The following is a 15,489-nucleotide window of genomic DNA, read 5'->3' on the forward strand; positions in this document are numbered from 1 at the left end:
TTCCCGTCATGAGTTCCCCTTCGCGCAACGAGCTGGTCCGTCGTCCCTTCGAGGGCCTGCCCAACGAGCAGGACCTGGTCGCGATGCGCCAGCTGATCCCCGCGGCGACCATGACGGCGAGGACCACCCAGGAGCACGGCGCGGTGGACGTCGAGCTCGCCACGATCCTCCCGATGACCTGGCCCGCCGTGCGCCGCACCGACGGCACGATCACCGTCGGCGTGCAGGCCCCGTTCCCCGGCGGCGACCTCTCGCGCGGCATCGGGCAGGCGATCCGTCAGGCGGCCGCGCTCGAGCCCGGCAGCCCGGTCACCGCCGTCGCCCTCGAGGACGACTCCCCGCGGCTCCAGGACGTCCTGGACCTCTCCGGCGACTTCGCGATCCAGGTCCAGGACACCTTCGAGTTCTGGCTGGACCCGAGCGCCGAGCGCACCGGCGAGATCGAGCAGGCGATCTCCCAGGCGAACGACTCGATCATGCCCACCCGCCCCGTCGAGGGCCTGCCGCACGCCTACTGGGTCGACGCCGGGGCCAAGGAGCATCTGCGCTGGGTGCTCGACGCCGACGAGGACCGCGTGATCGACGCCGTCACCCGCCTGCACGCCCGGCGCGAGTCCGCGGTGTGCGAGGGCGCGAAGTACGTCGGCTCCTTCCGCGCCGAGGGCATGTCGATCCCCGTGTGGGACCTGCCGAAGGGCGCCGGGGTCGAGGCCGTCGAGGCGGAGGCCGAGTCCTTCCGCAGCCGCTTCGAGGAGGCGCTGGCCTCCACCGAGCCGCTCACGGCGCTCGAGCGTCGCGCCCGCGGCGGCATCGTCGCCCGCCAGGTGACGCTGCGATGAGCGCCGCGGGGCCGCTGACGGCGCATCGCCCCGAGCGGGTCGCCGTCGTGATCCCCGCCAAGAACGAGGCGGAGCGGATCGAGGCGACGATAGCGTCGGCCCGGGGGATCCCCGGTGTGGACCTGGTCGTCGTCGTCGACGACGGCTCCTCCGATGCGACCTCCGCCGTCGCGATGGGGGCCGACGCCCTGGTCGTGCGGCACAAGACCAACCGCGGCAAGGCCGCGGCGATGGCCACGGGCGCGCAGATGGTCGCGATCCAGGAGGGCGCCGAGCGGGCCGACGGCGGGGAGAGCTTCTCCGAGGAGCTGCACGCCGAGCCCCGCTCGCCCGGCCACACCGGTCCGCTTCCCGTCATCGATGCGAGCGATCCCGTGCCGCGCGCCCTGCTGTTCCTGGACGCGGACATGGGCGAGACCGCGGCGGCCGCGCAGCCGCTGGTCGAGGCGGTGCTCGGCGAGGGCGTCGACATGGCCATCGCCCTGCTGCCCCCGCAGCCCGGCGCCGGAGGGATGGGCGTCGTGGTCCGCACCGCCCGCCGCGGTATCGAGCGCGCGACAGGGTGGGAGGCCGCACAGCCGCTGTCCGGCACCCGCTGCATCACGCGCGAGACCTGGCAGGCCTGCCAGCCCCTCGCCCCCGGCTGGGGCGTGGAGACCTCGCTGACGATCGATGCGCTCACCGCCGGCTTCTGGGTCAAGGAGGTCCCCGCCGAGCTCCACCACCGCGCCACCGGCAATGATCTGCGCGGCCGCCTGCACCGCGCCGCCCAGCTGCGCGACGTGCTGCGCGCGCTGGCCCGCAAGCGCCACCTCAGCCCGGAGATCGAGGAGGAGGAGGACGCCCCGGCACCGCTGCGGGAGCTCCCGTCGGCCGAGAGCCCGCCCGAGCCCGCGCCGCTGCCCACGGGCGGCGACGATCACGACGAGGCGAAGGTCTGGACCGTCGTGCCCGAGAGCGCGGAGGAGGTCGCGGGCCGCGCCGAGCGCCGCCGGATCACCCTCGCCGACCTGCCCGTGGACGGCGAGCTCTCCGATGACGAGACCCGGGCGCTCGGCGACGTGGACCCCGCCGAGCTCGACGCCCGGCTGCGCGCCCTGCGGGTGGAGGGAGACTTCGCGCCCGACGACGTCGTCTATCTCGCCGGCATCGACCTCGAGCAGCTCGCCGCCCGCCTCGCCGCCGCGCCCGTCGAGGGCCGCTTCGCCCCCGCGCATGCGGTGATCATCGCCTCGCACCTGCAGGTGGGGGAGCCGGAGATCCCCGAGACGCTCACCGCGCCGCTGACCCCGGAGGAGTACACCTCCCTGGTCGTCCACGCCGCGGTCGACGCCGGCAACGCCTGATCAGCCGCGCTCCGGATCCGGGAGGATCGCCGGGAGGTGCGCGAGCCAGATCCCGAGCATCGCGGCGACGAGCACGGGCCCGGTGTCGTTGACGGCGTAGCCCACCCACGCCCCGACCACCAGCGCGACCCGCACTCGCTGGGCGACAGGATGCGCCTCGTCGAGCGCGACCAGCCGCCGCCACCGCAGCCGGCGCGGCATGAGGATCGCGATCGAGGCGAGCACGGCGAGCACGAGCAGCAGCGCGAGCGCCCAGTAGCCGGTGGCCATCTGGATGTTCTGGGCGAGCTTGCGCACGATCACCGCGACCAGCTCGCCGCTGAGCAGCTCGTCGATGAAGCGTCCCAGGTGGGTGCGGTCCTCGGGCGGCCGCAGCCAGTCCAGGAAGGACACGCCGAGCACCGCCGCCGCTCCGCCCGCACCGAGGGCGAGCACATGCCACACCCGCAGTCGGATCCCGGAGACCAGCAGGGCGAGCAGCCCGAACGCCGGGATGGTCGCGAGGCCCGAGCCGAAGTCCGCGCCCATCGACGGGGCGATGCACACCCCGGCCACCGCGAGCCCCGCCCCGACGGTCCACAGCACCCGTGCCCGCTGCGCGTGCACCACTGTGAACAGGCACAGCAGCGCCATCAGCGCCGCGGCCAGCACCAGCCCGAAGAGGTGGTTGGACAGCCCGTAGAAGCGCCCGCCGGAGATCGGCTGCGCCCCGAGCGGGGAGGAGAGCTGCAGTCGCGACCCGGTCGCCGACTCGAGCAGGACGATCCCCGCGATCAGCGCCGAGGAGAGGCCGACGGGCCCGAACCTGCTGCGCCGCCACGGCCCGGCCAGCACCAGCGCGGACAGCAGCGCGCTTCCGCCCCACACCACGCCGGTCAGCGCGAGCGTCGGGCTCTCCGCCCGCCACCACGGCACGAGCGAGGCGCACAGCCCCACCGGCAGGGCGAGCGGCGCGATCGCGGCGAGGGACCGGCCGACGGCGGCGAGCCGCGGTCGCCGGGCGAGCGACGGGACCAGCACGATCACGAGGCCGACGACGCCGAGCGCGAGCCAGGACCCGAGCGCTGGGACGGTCGCGGCGTCGACGAGGCGACCTGCCTCCGACCGGTCCCAGGCGAGCTGCTGGGCGTCGGCGTCCTCGACGCCGCGGAAGGGCTGGCCGGGGATGAGCCCCGCGGCGCTCGCGTCATGGGAGGAGAGGATCGTGGCGAGCACGTCGGTGACCATCACGACGCCGTTCTGCTTCGTCGCACCGCTGGTCAGCGCCTGGCCGGGCAGGGCGGTGTCCATCGCGACCTGCAGGCCGACGGTGCGGGAGGCGACCGCGCCGGTGCGCTCGACCGCCTCCGGGTCCTCCGGGTCCGTCGCGGCGACGGAGACCAGCAGGGTGCGCGGCAGGTCCGCGGCCTCGCAGCCGCCGAGCTCCTCGAGCGTCGCGGCGACCGTGCCGTCGAGCTCCGTGAGCGCCTCCTCGCGGGCGGGATCGTCGTGATCGGGGAGCGAGGGCGCGACGAGCTCGACGAGGTCTCCGTCGTCGAGCGCCTCGGGGACCTCGGACGGGTAGTCGGTCTCGGCGACGGCGACGGGAAGCTGCTCCCACTGGTCCGTCGGAGGGGTCGGGATGCCGCTGGTGCGCGGCGCCTCCTCGGCGAGACCGCGGTAGCCGGTGCGCAGCGTCTCGAGCCCCTGCCGCTTCGTGGAGACGACGGTGGTGGAGGTGGTGTTCATGGCGCCGAGCCCGGAGCGGTCGGCGAGGCACTGCAGCGCCGGGGTGCTCTCCGCGTCGATGTCATCCCAGGTCAGCCCGGCAGTCGCGATGACCAGGCGCACCGGCGCATCGGCCTCGGCGGGACCGTCGGCCCGTGAGGAGGCCATCGGCAGCAGCGTGAGCGCGGCGAGGATGGCGAGCAGCACCGTCCCGAGGGACCGGGGGAGGGAGCGCGGGACGGAGCGAGCAGAGGAGGCGGACACGGTCCGATGCTACGGGCCGATGCCCGGCGCGGACCCCGGGGTGCACGAGGCCTCCACGTCCTCCGCCTATCGTGTCCTCATGCCCTCTCCCCAGCCCCCGTACGAGCAGGTCCGTCGCGAGATCGTCGAGCAGGTGCGCAGCGGCGAGCTGCGGCCGGGCGACCGACTGCCTGCGATCCGCGCCCATGCCGCGGATCTCGGCCTCGCCGCCGGCACCGTCGCCCGCGCCTACAAGCTCCTCGAGGAGGCGCAGATCATCGTCACCCGCCGCGGCGCGGGCACCACGATCGCGCCCGGAGCGGTGGCGCAGGCGCGTCGGGCGGCGGAGCCCGTCCAGCGCGAGGACGGCGGACCCGTCGACGCGGCGCTGCTCTCCCTGTTCGCCGGCCCCGTCGCCGAGGCCCGCACCCGCGGCGCGCGCGACGTGGAGATCCTCGCGACCGTGCGGGCGGTGCTCGCGGGGGAGAGCGCGGGCGGGAGCCGATGAGCGCGACGGACGGCGCCGCTGCGCACCTGGCCGTGCACGACGGCGAGGGCGCGCAGCCCTTCCGGGATCGGGTGCTCGCGCTGTGGCCCCTGGCCTTCGGTCCCGTGGCGGACGCGGACGACTGGCGGCACCGCTTCTGGGAGCAGCACCGCACCCGTGCCGAGTTCCGACTGGTCACCGCGGAGCTGGGCGGGGAGCTGGCGGGCTTCGCCTGGGGGTACACCGGGCAGCGGGGACAGTGGTGGGCCGACAGGGTCGCTGGTGTGCTGGGCGATGCGGCCGACGCCTGGGTGGGCGGGCACTGGGAGTTCGTCGAGCTCGCCGTGCACCCCGAGCACCGCCGCCGGGGACTCGGCGGTCTCCTGCACGACGCCCTGCTCGAAGGGCTCCCGCACGGGCGGGCGCTGCTCCAGACCGACGAGGCCCCCGACGGAGCCGGCCACAGCCTCTACCGCCGCCGCGGCTGGCAGGTGATCGGCGGCCTCCCCGAGGGGAAGTCCGTGATGGGGAAGCACCTGCCGGGATGATCCGCCTGGAGAGCCTGGGCCCGCCGCATGCCGAGGAGATCCTCGCCGGTCAGGACGAGTCCCTCGCGCGCGAGATCATCGGGCGAAGGTGGGAGCGGGAGCAGCTCGAGGAGTTCCTCGGCCGCTGCGCGAGCTGGCGGAAGGACGGACCGGTCCAGGAGCTCGCGGCGTTCGAGGGGGACGCCGGGCGGATGGTCGGCGGGGGAGGGGTGAACCGGCTCGCGCCGGGTCTTGCGCGGGACCAGGTGGCGCTGACGTACTGGCTGCTCGAACGGGCGCGCGGTCGGGGTTTCGGGATCCCGCTCGCGTCGGCCGTGGTCGAGCGGGCGCGATCGGTGACCGGGGCGCGGGAGGCAGTCCTCCTGATCTCCCCCGACAACACGGCCTCGCAGTCCGTCGCCCGCGCTCTCGGCGCCCGACCGACGGGGGAACAGGTGCGGCACCCGGCCGACGGCACCCGTCAGGCGGAGCGCTGGCTGCTGGATCTTCAGCGGTCCGTGCCCTGAGCGGTGCGCGTCGGCGCCGAGCCGATGACGGTGCCGTGGCCGGATGCCCAGGAGCGCCTGACGCGCGCCTGATCCGGACCGCCGGGGCGACTTGCGGCGCGCGACCTCTCCTCCACAGGCCTCAGCCGTCCACATCCGTCGCTGACCCGCAGCGGCCCGGCGCGTCGAATGTCAGGGTGGTCCCGTAGGGTGATGACCAGCTGGAACACCCAGCACGGCGGCATCGACGACGAGTCCACGAGGAGGTGGAGGCGATGACCACGACGGACCTCGGCCCTGTGGCGTCCTCCACCCGCGCGCGGCGTCCCGGCGACCGCCGCCCGGCCTCGCGCGCCGCAACCGCCCCGCCCCGCGCCCGGGTGCGGGCACGCGCACCCCTCACCGAGGACTCCCTCCTGCGCCGCGGCGCCGTCGAGCCCGGAGGCGCCGACGCCCGGACCATCGCCCGCCTGCTCGAGGAGGAGCGGGAGGACTCCCGGCGCCATGCTCGCCGGCTGCGGGACCTCGCTCCCTTCTGGATCGACCACGAGGACCCCGACCTCGACGACGACCGCGAGGAGCGCAGCCTCGCCGTCGCGATCGCGACCCGCACCACGACCGCGATCGCCTCCTACCGGATCAACGACGCGCACACCGCCGTCACCGAGATGCCCGCGACCTTCGAGCGCCTCGCCGACGGTGACATGCCCGTCGAGTGGCACACGCGGATGATGAAGGCAGTCCGCGACCTCACCCCCGTCCAGCGCTCCCAGGTCGACGAGATCGTCGCCTCCTGGGACCTCGCCTCCATTCCCGCGGACCGCTTCCGCGACGAGCTGCGCCAGCTGCGTTCCTGGTTCGATCGCGAGCCGGCCACGAAGCGTCCCGAGGAGATGCGGGACGTGACGCTCGAGAACTCGGGGCACGACGACGGCACGGCCTGCCTGCGCATCACCGGCCCCATCCCCGAGATCCTGGATCTCGCCCGGCGCCTCGACCTCTCCGCGAAGGCGGTCCAGGCCCAGCAGCGCCGCGCACTCGAGCAGGACGGGCCGATCCCCTTCGACCTCGACGGCGACGTGGCCCGCGACGCGAGGGCCATGACCCTCGCCGCGCTGCGCTACGCGATCCTGCTGCGCACCCAGCTCGACACGGGCGGCGTCGAGGTGCCCGCGCCGCGCCACCGCGTCAACGTCGTCATCCCGGTGCTCACCCTGATGGGCCTCGCAGACACCCCTGCACTGTACGACGGGATCCACCCGCTGCCCGCTCAGATGGCCCGCGACCTCGCCGCCGCCGAGCCCGTCTGGTACCGCGTGTTCGCCGACCCGCTGAAGGGGCGGTACCTCCCGGTGCCGCCCGACCGCTACCGCCCCTCCGCCGCGCAGGTGGAGCACCTCCGGCTGCAGGACCCGCGCTGCGCGGTCCCCGGCTGCATGCACCCCACCACCGATGATGCCGAGAACGACCACATCGAGGAGTTCGACCACGCCGATCCCACCCGTGGTGGGCCCACTGACCTGAACAACCTCCATCGGCTCCACTGGAAGCATCACGATCTCAAGACCGCCGGCCGCATCGACCCCGTCCGGGAGCCCGACGGCTCGACGACCTGGACGGTCGGCTCCCCGGTGCTGATCACCACCCGCGTCGCCCCTCGCGGTGACCTCGCCGCGCCCCATCACGCCCGGGCGCTCATGGAGTCGTGGGAGGAGTACTGCTGGCACCGGGACCTCGACCAGATGCAGGCGAACGGCGAGATCGACCGGATCCTGCAGGAATGGGGACCGGCGGACCCGCTGCACGACCCGCCGCCCGACCCCGACGAGGAGAACCGCGAGTACTGGGAGCAGGACCCGCCGTTCTGATCCGTCCATCTCGCGGCGCGTACACCCGAGTACCCTTCCCTCCATGCGGTACGGATTCCTCGGTCCCGAGACGACCTTCACCCACCAGGCACTCCTCCAGGCGCTCACGGAGATCCCCGAGGAGTTCCGCGCCGAGGAGCCCGAGCTGGTGCCCTTCGCCTCGGTCGCCACCGCCACCACCGATCTGCTCGCCGGGGAGATCGACGCGCTCATGGCGCCGATCGAGAACTCCGTCGAGGGCGGTGTCTCCGGCACGCTCGACGTGCTCGCCGCGACCGACTCGATCACCATCGTCGCCGAGCAGACCGTGCAGATCACCTTCGTGCTCGCCGCCCGCGAGGAGACCGCGCTCGAGCAGCTGACCACCGTCTCCTCCCACCCCCACGCTCAGGCGCAGGTGCAGGGCTGGCTGCGGGAGAACGTGTCCGGCGCGCACATCGCCGCCGCCTCGTCGACCGCCGCCGCGGCCCGTGACCTCGCCGCGATGAGCGAGGACGAGGCCTGGGGCCGCGCCGCCGTCTGCTCCCCGCTGGCCGCCGAGCACTTCGGCCTCGCCGTCCTCGCCGAGGGCATCGAGGACCACGCCGGTGCGATCACCCGCTTCGTGCTCGTCACCCGCGAGGGCAGGATCCCCGCCCGCACCGGCACCGACAAGACCACCGTCGTGATCCAGCTGCCGCACAACCGCTCCGGCGCGCTCCTCGAGGCGCTCGAGATCCTCGGCTCCAACGGCGTGAACATGTCCCGGATCGAGTCGCGCCCGATCGGCGACTTCCTGGGCAGGTACTCCTTCTCCCTCGACCTCGAGGGGCACATCGAGGACCGCCGCGTCGCCGCTGCCCTGCGCTCCCTGCACCGGCTCTGCCCCGTCGTGCACTACCTGGGCTCCTACCCTCGCACCGACGGCGGCTCCACCGAGGTGCGCGAGGACTACGCCGATCACGCCTACGACGAGGCCCATGTGTGGCTCGAGCGTCTGGCCGGCATGATCACCCCCACCGATCCGACCACGGAGATCTGAGATGGCACCCAAGGCCCCCGTCACCGTCACCGGCACCGCCGCAGTGCGCGCGATCGACGAGCGGCTGATCCTGCCGCTGCCCCAGGAGGCCAGCGCGCAGCTGCCCTCCCGCGGTCAGGTCGCCGTCCACGCCGTGCTCGGCGGGCATGAGCGCGACGCCGTCGTCGAGCCCGACGGGCGCCGTGGGCACTGGCTGGACCTGCCCGCGCAGCTGGTCCGCGACCTCGACCTGCGCGAGGGCGGCGAGGTCGAGTTCACCCTCACCACCACGAAGGACTGGCCGGAGCCGGAGGTCCCCGACGACCTCGCCGACGCGCTCGAGAGCGCCGACGACCTCGCCGGGACGTGGCCGTCTCTGACCCCGATGGCGCGCTGGGAATGGGTGCGCTGGATCGGCGCGACCCGCAGCGAGGAGACCCGCGCGAAGCGGGTCGACGTCTCGATCGACAAGCTCCGAGCCGGCTCGCGCCGCCCCTGCTGCTTCGACCTCTCCTCCTGCACCGATCCGGAGCTCGCCCGCAGCGGCAAGCTGCGTGACTGAGCAGCGCTGTTCCGTCAGCCGCCGCGCCGCCACATCTCGTCGTTGTGCGGCCCTGCCTCGAGCGAGCCGTTCTCCTCGATCACGAAGCGGCGGTCTCCGGGCGGGAGGCTGCCCACGAGGAAGCCGAGCGGCGAGTCGATGCGGTTGGTGCCCTCGAGCACCAGGCGCCCGCCGAGCGTGAGGTCGACGGCGTGATCGAGGCCCTGACCGAAGGAGCTGTCGCGCACGATCACCTGCCCCGCCGACGGGGCGGCTCCGGCCACCCAGATCCCCACGACCGGCTCGCCGCCGTCGTTCGTGCCCTCCGCCGCGGCGGGCGAGAAGGTGCAGCGGTCGAAGACGACCCGGCGGGGGTTGTTCAGCGCGGCGGCGTCGAAGGAGTAGGTCTGCTGGATCCGCACCCCGGCGAGGATCTCGGCTCTCGGGGTACCGACGCGGGTGCCGTGGGCGCGGAAGTCGCAGCGGGTGAAGGTGACGTCGTCGCCGCGATGGACCACGCGCGGCACGATCCCCTCGGAGCCGTCCTTGCCGTGCAGCTCGCAGTCGGTGACCTCGATCGTGCCGTTCAGGCCCATCATCGTGAACCCCGAGCGGAAGGCGCTGTCGGTGATGACGGCGCGCCCGCCGTCCCCGCACTCGATGTCGGTGGGGCGGGTGTGCGGGCCGTCCTCGACGATCGCGTCGTCGATCTCGAAGTCGCCGTGGAAGCGGCCGTTGGAGAGGGTGTCGAGCTCGATGTCGATGTGGGCGCCGGTGAACTCGCCCCCGCCCCGGTAGCCGCGCAGGCGCACCCGGTTGTCCCCGCCGGTGATCGTCAGCCCGCCGCGGAAGCAGTCCACCCCACGCAGGTTCGTGATCGTGGCGTCGGTGGCGGTCCACAGGTGGATGCCGTCGGAGACCGAGTTCATGACCGTCACGTCCGCGATCTCCACGACCTGGCGGTGCGGGGTGTCCTTCTGGCCGTTGAGGAAGATCAGCGAGGACTGCTCCTGCTCGTAGGCGCGGAAGGCGCCCTGCTCCTGGATCGCGCCGTCGACCGTGAGGTTCCGCAGCACGATCGCCCGGGCGTGCTCCTGCGCGGTCTGCGCCGGCCGGTGCTGGGTGGTGAGGGTCCGCACCCCGTTCTCGTGGCCGGCGGGGCGGAGGATGCGAGCCCCGTTGCCCTCGAGGGTCAGGCCGTGCTGGATGTCGACGCTCGAGACGAGATACACGGCGTCACGGCGCAGCTCCACGGTGCCGACGCCCTCCTCGCGCACCGCATCGATCGCGGCCTGCAGCGCGGCGGTGTCGTCGTTCACCCCGTCGCCGACGGCGCCGAACTCCTCCGGGGTGTGGACGCGGTCGAGCCCGGCCTCGGCGGAGGCGCTCTCCGGAGCGCCGTCCGTGGTCGGGAGGTCGACGGGATCGGCCGGGGAGGGGTCCGCGGCGGTGGGGGTCTCCGCCTCGCTGCTGCCCGCGGCGGCGAGCACGGCCGCGACGCCGCCGGTCACAGCGGCGGTGCCGAGGAGCCGTCGCCGGGAGGGGCGGGAGGAGTCGGGGTTCACGGTGCCCATGAGGCGGATCCTAGCCGTGCCGACGAGGCGAATGAAGGGCTCTCAGACCTTACCGACGGGTCTCCGCAGCCCGGCCGTCAGCTCACGCCCGCGAGGGGTCGGTGCCCTCCGGGACGCGCAGTCGCAGCACGCCCGGATCGACGGTCGCGATGAGATGCGTGGCCGCGATGTCCGTGTCCCCGTCGAGCTGCACGGGCTGCGCCTTGGTGGTGGTCACCCGCACGCCGGGGGTCAGATAGCGCTCCATCGTGGACAGCTTCGGGCCCACCTTCGGCACCAGCTTCGGGTTGATCACCTGGGTGGCGACCTGGCTGAACCCCGCGGCGCCGCGCCAGCCGGCCACGACGACCTCGAGCCGTCCGTTGTCGATCGTCGCATCGGGCATCAGCACGAACCCGCCGGGCAGCCTGCCGACGTTGCCCAGCAGCACGGTGCGGGCCTTGTGCGCGTGACGCGACTCGTCGGGCAGCTCGACGACCACGTCGACGGAACGACCCAGCACGGTGCGGACCCCGCCGAGGATGTATGCGATCCAGCCGATGCGCTTCTTCATCCGAGGGTCCGTGTACCCGATCATCTCGGCGTCGGCGCCGAAGCCGGCGATCACGAGGAAGATCTGCCGGGGCGCGGCGAGCGCGGCGCCGGGGGAGTCCCCGAACCGCAGCCAGCCGACATCCACCTGGTGGTCCTTCCCCGTGAGGGCGGCGACCATCGCGGCGGCGGGGTCCTCGAGCGGGAGGTCGATGTTGCGTGCCAGGAGGTTCCCGGTGCCGGAGGGGATGATGCCCATGCGGGTGTCGGTGCCGGCGAGCTCTGCGGCGACCATCCGCACGGTGCCGTCGCCGCCCGCGGCCATGACGAGGTCCGCGCCGTCGGCGACCGCCTGCCGTGCCTGCCCGCGCCCGGGATCGTCGATCGTGGTCTCGTAGAACACGGTCTCGGCGCCCTCGACCCGCTCGATCACGTCGGAGATCTGCCGGCGGAACGCCGCGGTGCTGGCGAACTTCGAGGGGTTCAGCACCACCGCGATCCGGCGCAGGCGACCGGTGCCGGCCCCGATCCCCGCAGGTTCGCCCGACGGCGGGTGCTCGCGCTCGCCCGCCCTCGCGTCGGCGGCGGTGCGCAGCACGGCCAGCTCCCGTCGATGACGGCCCAGCCGGCTCAGCACCACCACCAGCAGCACGATGGCGACGATCGTGGTGACCACCGAGACGATGCTCAGCACGAGGAGGGTCAGATCCATCCGCCCAGACTACTGGCAGGGGTGCCCGCGCGCGCAGGTACCCTGGAGCAATGATCGATCTGCGGCTCCTGCGCGAGAATCCCGACGTCGTCCGAGCGGCCCAGCGGGCCCGGAGGCGCGACGAGTCCACCGTCGACGCGGTGCTCGAGGCCGATGCGCGCTGGCGCGAGACCACCGCCGCCTACGAGTCCGCGCGCGCCGAGCAGAAGTCCTTCGGCAAGAAGGTCGCGCAGGCGAAGGGCGAGGAGAAGCAGGCGCTGCTGGCCGAGGTGAAGCAGCTGTCCGCCGATGTGAAGCGGCTCGAGGGCGAGACGGGCGAGGCGCTCGCCGCCCGCGACGCCGCGCTGCGCGAGATCCCGAACCTCGCCGAGGGTGCGCCCGAGGGGCTCGAGGAGGACTTCGTCGTCCGCGAGACCGTCGGCGAGATCCCGAGCTTCGACTTCGCGATCAAGGATCACCTCGAGATCGCCGAGGGCCTGCAGGCGATCGACATGGCGCGCGGCGCGAAGGTCTCCGGCGCCCGCTTCTACTTCCTGCGCGGCGTCGGCGCGCAGCTCGAGCTCGCGATCCTGAACTCCGCGATCGACCAGGCCACGAAGGCCGGGTTCACGCCGATGATCACCCCCACCCTGGTGCTGCCCGAGTCGATGGAGGGCACCGGCTTCCTCGGCGAGCACGCCGACGAGGTCTACCACCTCGACAAGGGCGACGACCTCTACCTCGTCGGCACCTCCGAGGTGGCGCTCGCCGGCTACCACAAGGGCGAGATCCTCGACCTGTCCGACGGGCCGATCCGCTATGCCGGCTGGAGCGCCTGCTACCGCCGCGAGGCCGGCAGCTACGGCAAGGACACCCGCGGCATCATCCGCGTGCACCAGTTCCACAAGGTCGAGATGTTCTCCTACTGCCGGATCGAGGACTCCTACGAGGAGCACGAGCGGCTGCTGGACTGGGAGCGGGAGATGATGGCGCGGATCGACGTGCCCTACCGCATCATCGACACCGCCGCCGGCGACCTCGGCACCTCCGCCGCCCGCAAGTACGACTGCGAGGCGTGGATGCCCAGCCAGAGCACCTACCGCGAGCTGACCTCCACCTCGAACACCACCCAGTTCCAGGCGCGCCGGCTCGACATCCGCGAGCGCACCGAGGACGGCCTGCGCCCGGTCGCGACGCTGAACGGCACTCTCGGCACCACCCGGTTCATCGCCGCGATCCTCGAGAACCACCAGCGCCCCGACGGCTCCGTCGTGGTGCCGGAGGGGCTGCGGCCCTATCTCGGCGGGCGCGAGGTCTTCGAGCTCGCGGGCGGCGCTGCCTGAGATGTCCTTCCCCCGCCCTCTCCAGAGGCTGCGCGACGCTCTTCGTCACCGCCGGTTCACCGTATCGTCGGGGGCCGATGGCACACTGCCGCGCATGAGCACCTCCACCGCGACCGCCGACCCCGCCGCCCGGGAGCGCCTGGCCGCGCACCTCGACCGGCTCGACGGGAAGGCGCTGCTGATCGGCCTCGACGTCGACGGCACCCTCGTCGACCACGACGGGCGGATGACCCCCGCGATGCGCGAGGCGCTGGTGCGTGCCGCGACCGAGCACACCGTCGTCATCGCCACCGGCCGCTCCGTGGGTGCGACCCTGCCGATCGTCGAGGCCGCCGGGATCACCAGCGGCTACGCCGTCTGCTCCAACGGTGCGGTGACCGTGCAGATGAGCCCCGAGGCGGAGGACGGGCATCGCATCGTCGACACCCGCGCCTTCCAGCCGGGCCACGCCCTGCGCACCCTGCGCGAGGTCGCCCCCGATGCGCACTACGCAGTCGAGACGGCCGACGGCGGATTCCATTCGACCGAGGGGTTCCAGGACGCGAGCTTCGGCGTGGAGGCGACCGAGACCGCGCTCGACGACCTGATGGAGCTCGAGGCGGTGCGCGTGGTCGTCCACGTCCCCGACCTCTCCCCGCAGGAGTTCTCGAAGGTGATCGCCGAGTCCGGGGTGCACGGCGTCGAGTACTCGATCGGGTGGACGGCGTGGCTGGACATGGCGGCGCCCGGCATCTCCAAGGCGAGCGCGCTCGAGGGGATCCGCGCCCGGCTCGGCATCGCACGGGAGGCGACCGTCACCGTCGGCGACGGCTTCAACGACACCGAGATGCTCAGCTGGGCGTCGGTCGGCGTCGCGATGGGGCAGGCGCCGCAGGGCGTCAAGGACGTCGCCGACGTCGTCACCGGCACGATCCACGAGGGCGGTGCCGTGCTGGTGCTGGAGCGGCTCCAGCGCTGAGAGCGCGCGGCCCCGCCACGGTTCTGCGCCCGCCGGTCCGGAGAGCTGACTCAGGGGTGACGCTGACGGTGCGCGCGGAGCCAGGCGTCGGCGTCCTTCACGGACTGCTCGTCGGCGTGGCGTATGGGACGGGCCCATTTCGGGTAGACGGCGTCGGGGATCGGGATGAAGCTCAGCCGGCAGATGATCAGCGGGATGAAGCACAGCACCCCGATCGGGACCGCGACGAAGGCGAGGTGCTTCCCGACCGCCGGCAGCACGATCGCTGCGAAGCAGAGGCACATCACGCCGATCATCGGAGCGCCGAGCACGCTCATGCGCTGCGGCGACGCCTCCCGCGGCGGTGCCCGTCTGCCGGTGCCCCGACCTCCAGGATCACCTTGCCGAGGTGCCCGCCGGCGCGCAGGATCTCGTGCGCCCGGGCGGCCTCCGCGAGCGGGAGGCGATCGTGGATCGGGATCTGCAGCTGCCCGGAGGCCAGCAGCGGCCAGGCCAGGTAGCGGGTCGCCTCGAGGATCGCGGCCTTGTTCTCCACCGGGCGGGAGCGCAGCGTCGACCCGATCACGCGGGCGCGCTTGCCCATCAGCTGCCCGATCGGCAGCTCGCCCTCCGCGCCGCCGAGCGTCCCGATGATCACCAGGCGCCCGCCCTCGTTGAGCATCGAGACGTTGTCGGGCAGGGCGGAGCCGCCGACGATGTCGAGGATGACGTCGGCGCCGCCCGCCTCCCGCACCGCGGCCGGCAGGTCGATGATGCGACGGTTCCACGCCTCGGCGGCGCCGAGCTGCGCGACGATCGGCAGCGCGTCGTCGGAGCCGACGGTCGTCAGGACCCGCGCGTCCATGTGCGTGGCGAGCTGGATCGCGACGGTGCCGATCCCGCCCGTGCCGCCGTGGACGAGCACCGTCTCGCCCTCGCGCAGACCCGCCTCGAGCACCAGGTTCGACACGACGGTCGCGGTCGCCTCGACCACTCCGGCCGCGTCGATCAGCCCGATCCCCTCGGGGGCGGGCAGCAGTTGCCCCTCCGGCACGGCGACGACCTCGGCGTAGCCGCCGCCGGCGAGCAGCGCCACGACCTCCTCGCCCGTGTCCCGGCGGCGGCCGGAGACCTCGAGGCCCGGCAGCTCGGAGGCCCCGGGCGGCGGCGGGTACTGACCCGCTGCCTGGGCCAGGTCGGCGCGGTTCACGCCGGCGGCGACCACGTCGACGAGCACCTCGCCGGGGCCGGGAACAGGTTCGGGCAGCTCGGCGAGCTGCAGCTCGCCCGGGCCGACGATGGTGATCGCGCGCATGGTCCTCGTCTCGTTCCGGGAGTGGTCGGTGGTC

15 protein-coding genes are annotated in these 15,489 nt (G+C 73.5%); 10 read left to right on the top strand and 5 right to left on the bottom strand.

Translation table 11 applies throughout. From position 1 onward, the window contains the following. Positions 1–8: 8 nt before the first annotated feature. The gene (locus D1648_RS04240) at positions 9–839 is read left to right on the top strand and encodes a DUF5926 family protein (RefSeq protein WP_122939570.1); all 831 of its coding nucleotides are present in this window, start codon (positions 9–11) and stop codon (positions 837–839) included. Then, positions 836–2,185: a glycosyltransferase gene (locus D1648_RS04245; RefSeq protein ID WP_122939571.1), complete on the top strand. Its 1,350-nt coding sequence runs from the start codon at positions 836–838 to the stop codon at positions 2,183–2,185. Before D1648_RS04240 ends, D1648_RS04245 begins: the two co-directional genes overlap by 4 nt. On the opposite strand, the gene D1648_RS04250 is transcribed toward D1648_RS04245, so the two are convergent. After that, positions 2,186–4,156, bottom strand: a complete 1,971-nt coding sequence (locus D1648_RS04250) for a hypothetical protein (RefSeq protein ID WP_164518580.1) — start codon at positions 4,154–4,156, stop codon at positions 2,186–2,188. 79 nt (positions 4,157–4,235) lie between these two features. Here D1648_RS04250 and D1648_RS04255 point away from each other — a divergent pair, with 79 nt between their 5' ends. The 6 genes from D1648_RS04255 to D1648_RS04280 all read left to right on the top strand — a co-directional run bounded on the left by D1648_RS04255 (position 4,236) and on the right by D1648_RS04280 (position 9,085). Further along, positions 4,236–4,643, top strand: coding sequence for a GntR family transcriptional regulator (locus tag D1648_RS04255; RefSeq protein WP_122940231.1), 408 nt, complete (start codon positions 4,236–4,238; stop codon positions 4,641–4,643). After that, a complete protein-coding gene (locus D1648_RS04260) occupies positions 4,640–5,170 on the top strand; it encodes a GNAT family N-acetyltransferase (RefSeq protein ID WP_122939572.1) in 531 nt (176 codons plus the stop codon). Before D1648_RS04255 ends, D1648_RS04260 begins: the two co-directional genes overlap by 4 nt. Continuing rightward, positions 5,167–5,676, top strand: a complete 510-nt coding sequence (locus D1648_RS04265) for a GNAT family N-acetyltransferase (RefSeq protein ID WP_122939573.1) — start codon at positions 5,167–5,169, stop codon at positions 5,674–5,676. The genes D1648_RS04260 and D1648_RS04265 overlap by 4 nt, the downstream gene beginning before the upstream one ends. Positions 5,677–5,930: 254 nt before the next feature. Continuing rightward, complete coding sequence (locus D1648_RS04270; protein WP_241155352.1) at positions 5,931–7,523, top strand: HNH endonuclease signature motif containing protein; 1,593 nt, start codon at positions 5,931–5,933, stop codon at positions 7,521–7,523. 43 nt (positions 7,524–7,566) lie between these two features. After that, positions 7,567–8,544 (top strand): prephenate dehydratase, encoded by a 978-nt coding sequence (gene pheA / locus D1648_RS04275; RefSeq protein WP_122939574.1) that lies wholly within the window; start codon positions 7,567–7,569, stop codon positions 8,542–8,544. A 1-nt stretch (position 8,545) separates the two neighbouring features. After that, the gene (locus tag D1648_RS04280; RefSeq protein WP_122939575.1) at positions 8,546–9,085 is read left to right on the top strand and encodes a YdeI/OmpD-associated family protein; all 540 of its coding nucleotides are present in this window, start codon (positions 8,546–8,548) and stop codon (positions 9,083–9,085) included. 14 nt (positions 9,086–9,099) lie between these two features. On the opposite strand, the gene D1648_RS04285 is transcribed toward D1648_RS04280, so the two are convergent. Further along, entirely contained in the window at positions 9,100–10,638 is a 1,539-nt protein-coding gene (locus D1648_RS04285; protein WP_122939576.1) for a right-handed parallel beta-helix repeat-containing protein, read from the bottom strand. 82 nt (positions 10,639–10,720) lie between these two features. Then, the gene (locus D1648_RS04290) at positions 10,721–11,881 is read right to left on the bottom strand and encodes a diacylglycerol kinase family protein (protein WP_122939577.1); all 1,161 of its coding nucleotides are present in this window, start codon (positions 11,879–11,881) and stop codon (positions 10,721–10,723) included. Between the two features lie 50 nt (positions 11,882–11,931). On the opposite strand from D1648_RS04290, the gene serS reads away from it, so the two are divergent. Next, on the top strand, positions 11,932–13,203 hold the full coding sequence (serS, locus tag D1648_RS04295; RefSeq protein ID WP_122939578.1) for a serine--tRNA ligase: 1,272 nt from the start codon (positions 11,932–11,934) through the stop codon (positions 13,201–13,203). A gap of 94 nt (positions 13,204–13,297) precedes the next feature. Beyond that, complete coding sequence (locus D1648_RS04300) at positions 13,298–14,161, top strand: HAD family hydrolase (protein WP_122939579.1); 864 nt, start codon at positions 13,298–13,300, stop codon at positions 14,159–14,161. A gap of 50 nt (positions 14,162–14,211) precedes the next feature. Here D1648_RS04300 and D1648_RS04305 read toward each other — a convergent pair whose 3' ends face one another. Both D1648_RS04305 and D1648_RS04310 read right to left on the bottom strand, forming a co-directional pair. Next, the gene (locus D1648_RS04305; RefSeq protein ID WP_122939580.1) at positions 14,212–14,478 is read right to left on the bottom strand and encodes a hypothetical protein; all 267 of its coding nucleotides are present in this window, start codon (positions 14,476–14,478) and stop codon (positions 14,212–14,214) included. Further along, positions 14,475–15,455: an NAD(P)H-quinone oxidoreductase gene (locus D1648_RS04310; protein WP_164518619.1), complete on the bottom strand. Its 981-nt coding sequence runs from the start codon at positions 15,453–15,455 to the stop codon at positions 14,475–14,477. The genes D1648_RS04305 and D1648_RS04310 overlap by 4 nt, the downstream gene beginning before the upstream one ends. Positions 15,456–15,489 lie beyond the last annotated feature (34 nt).

Source organism: Brachybacterium sp. EE-P12, assembly GCF_003711805.1.
In the GTDB taxonomy this organism is placed as follows: domain Bacteria; phylum Actinomycetota; class Actinomycetes; order Actinomycetales; family Dermabacteraceae; genus Brachybacterium.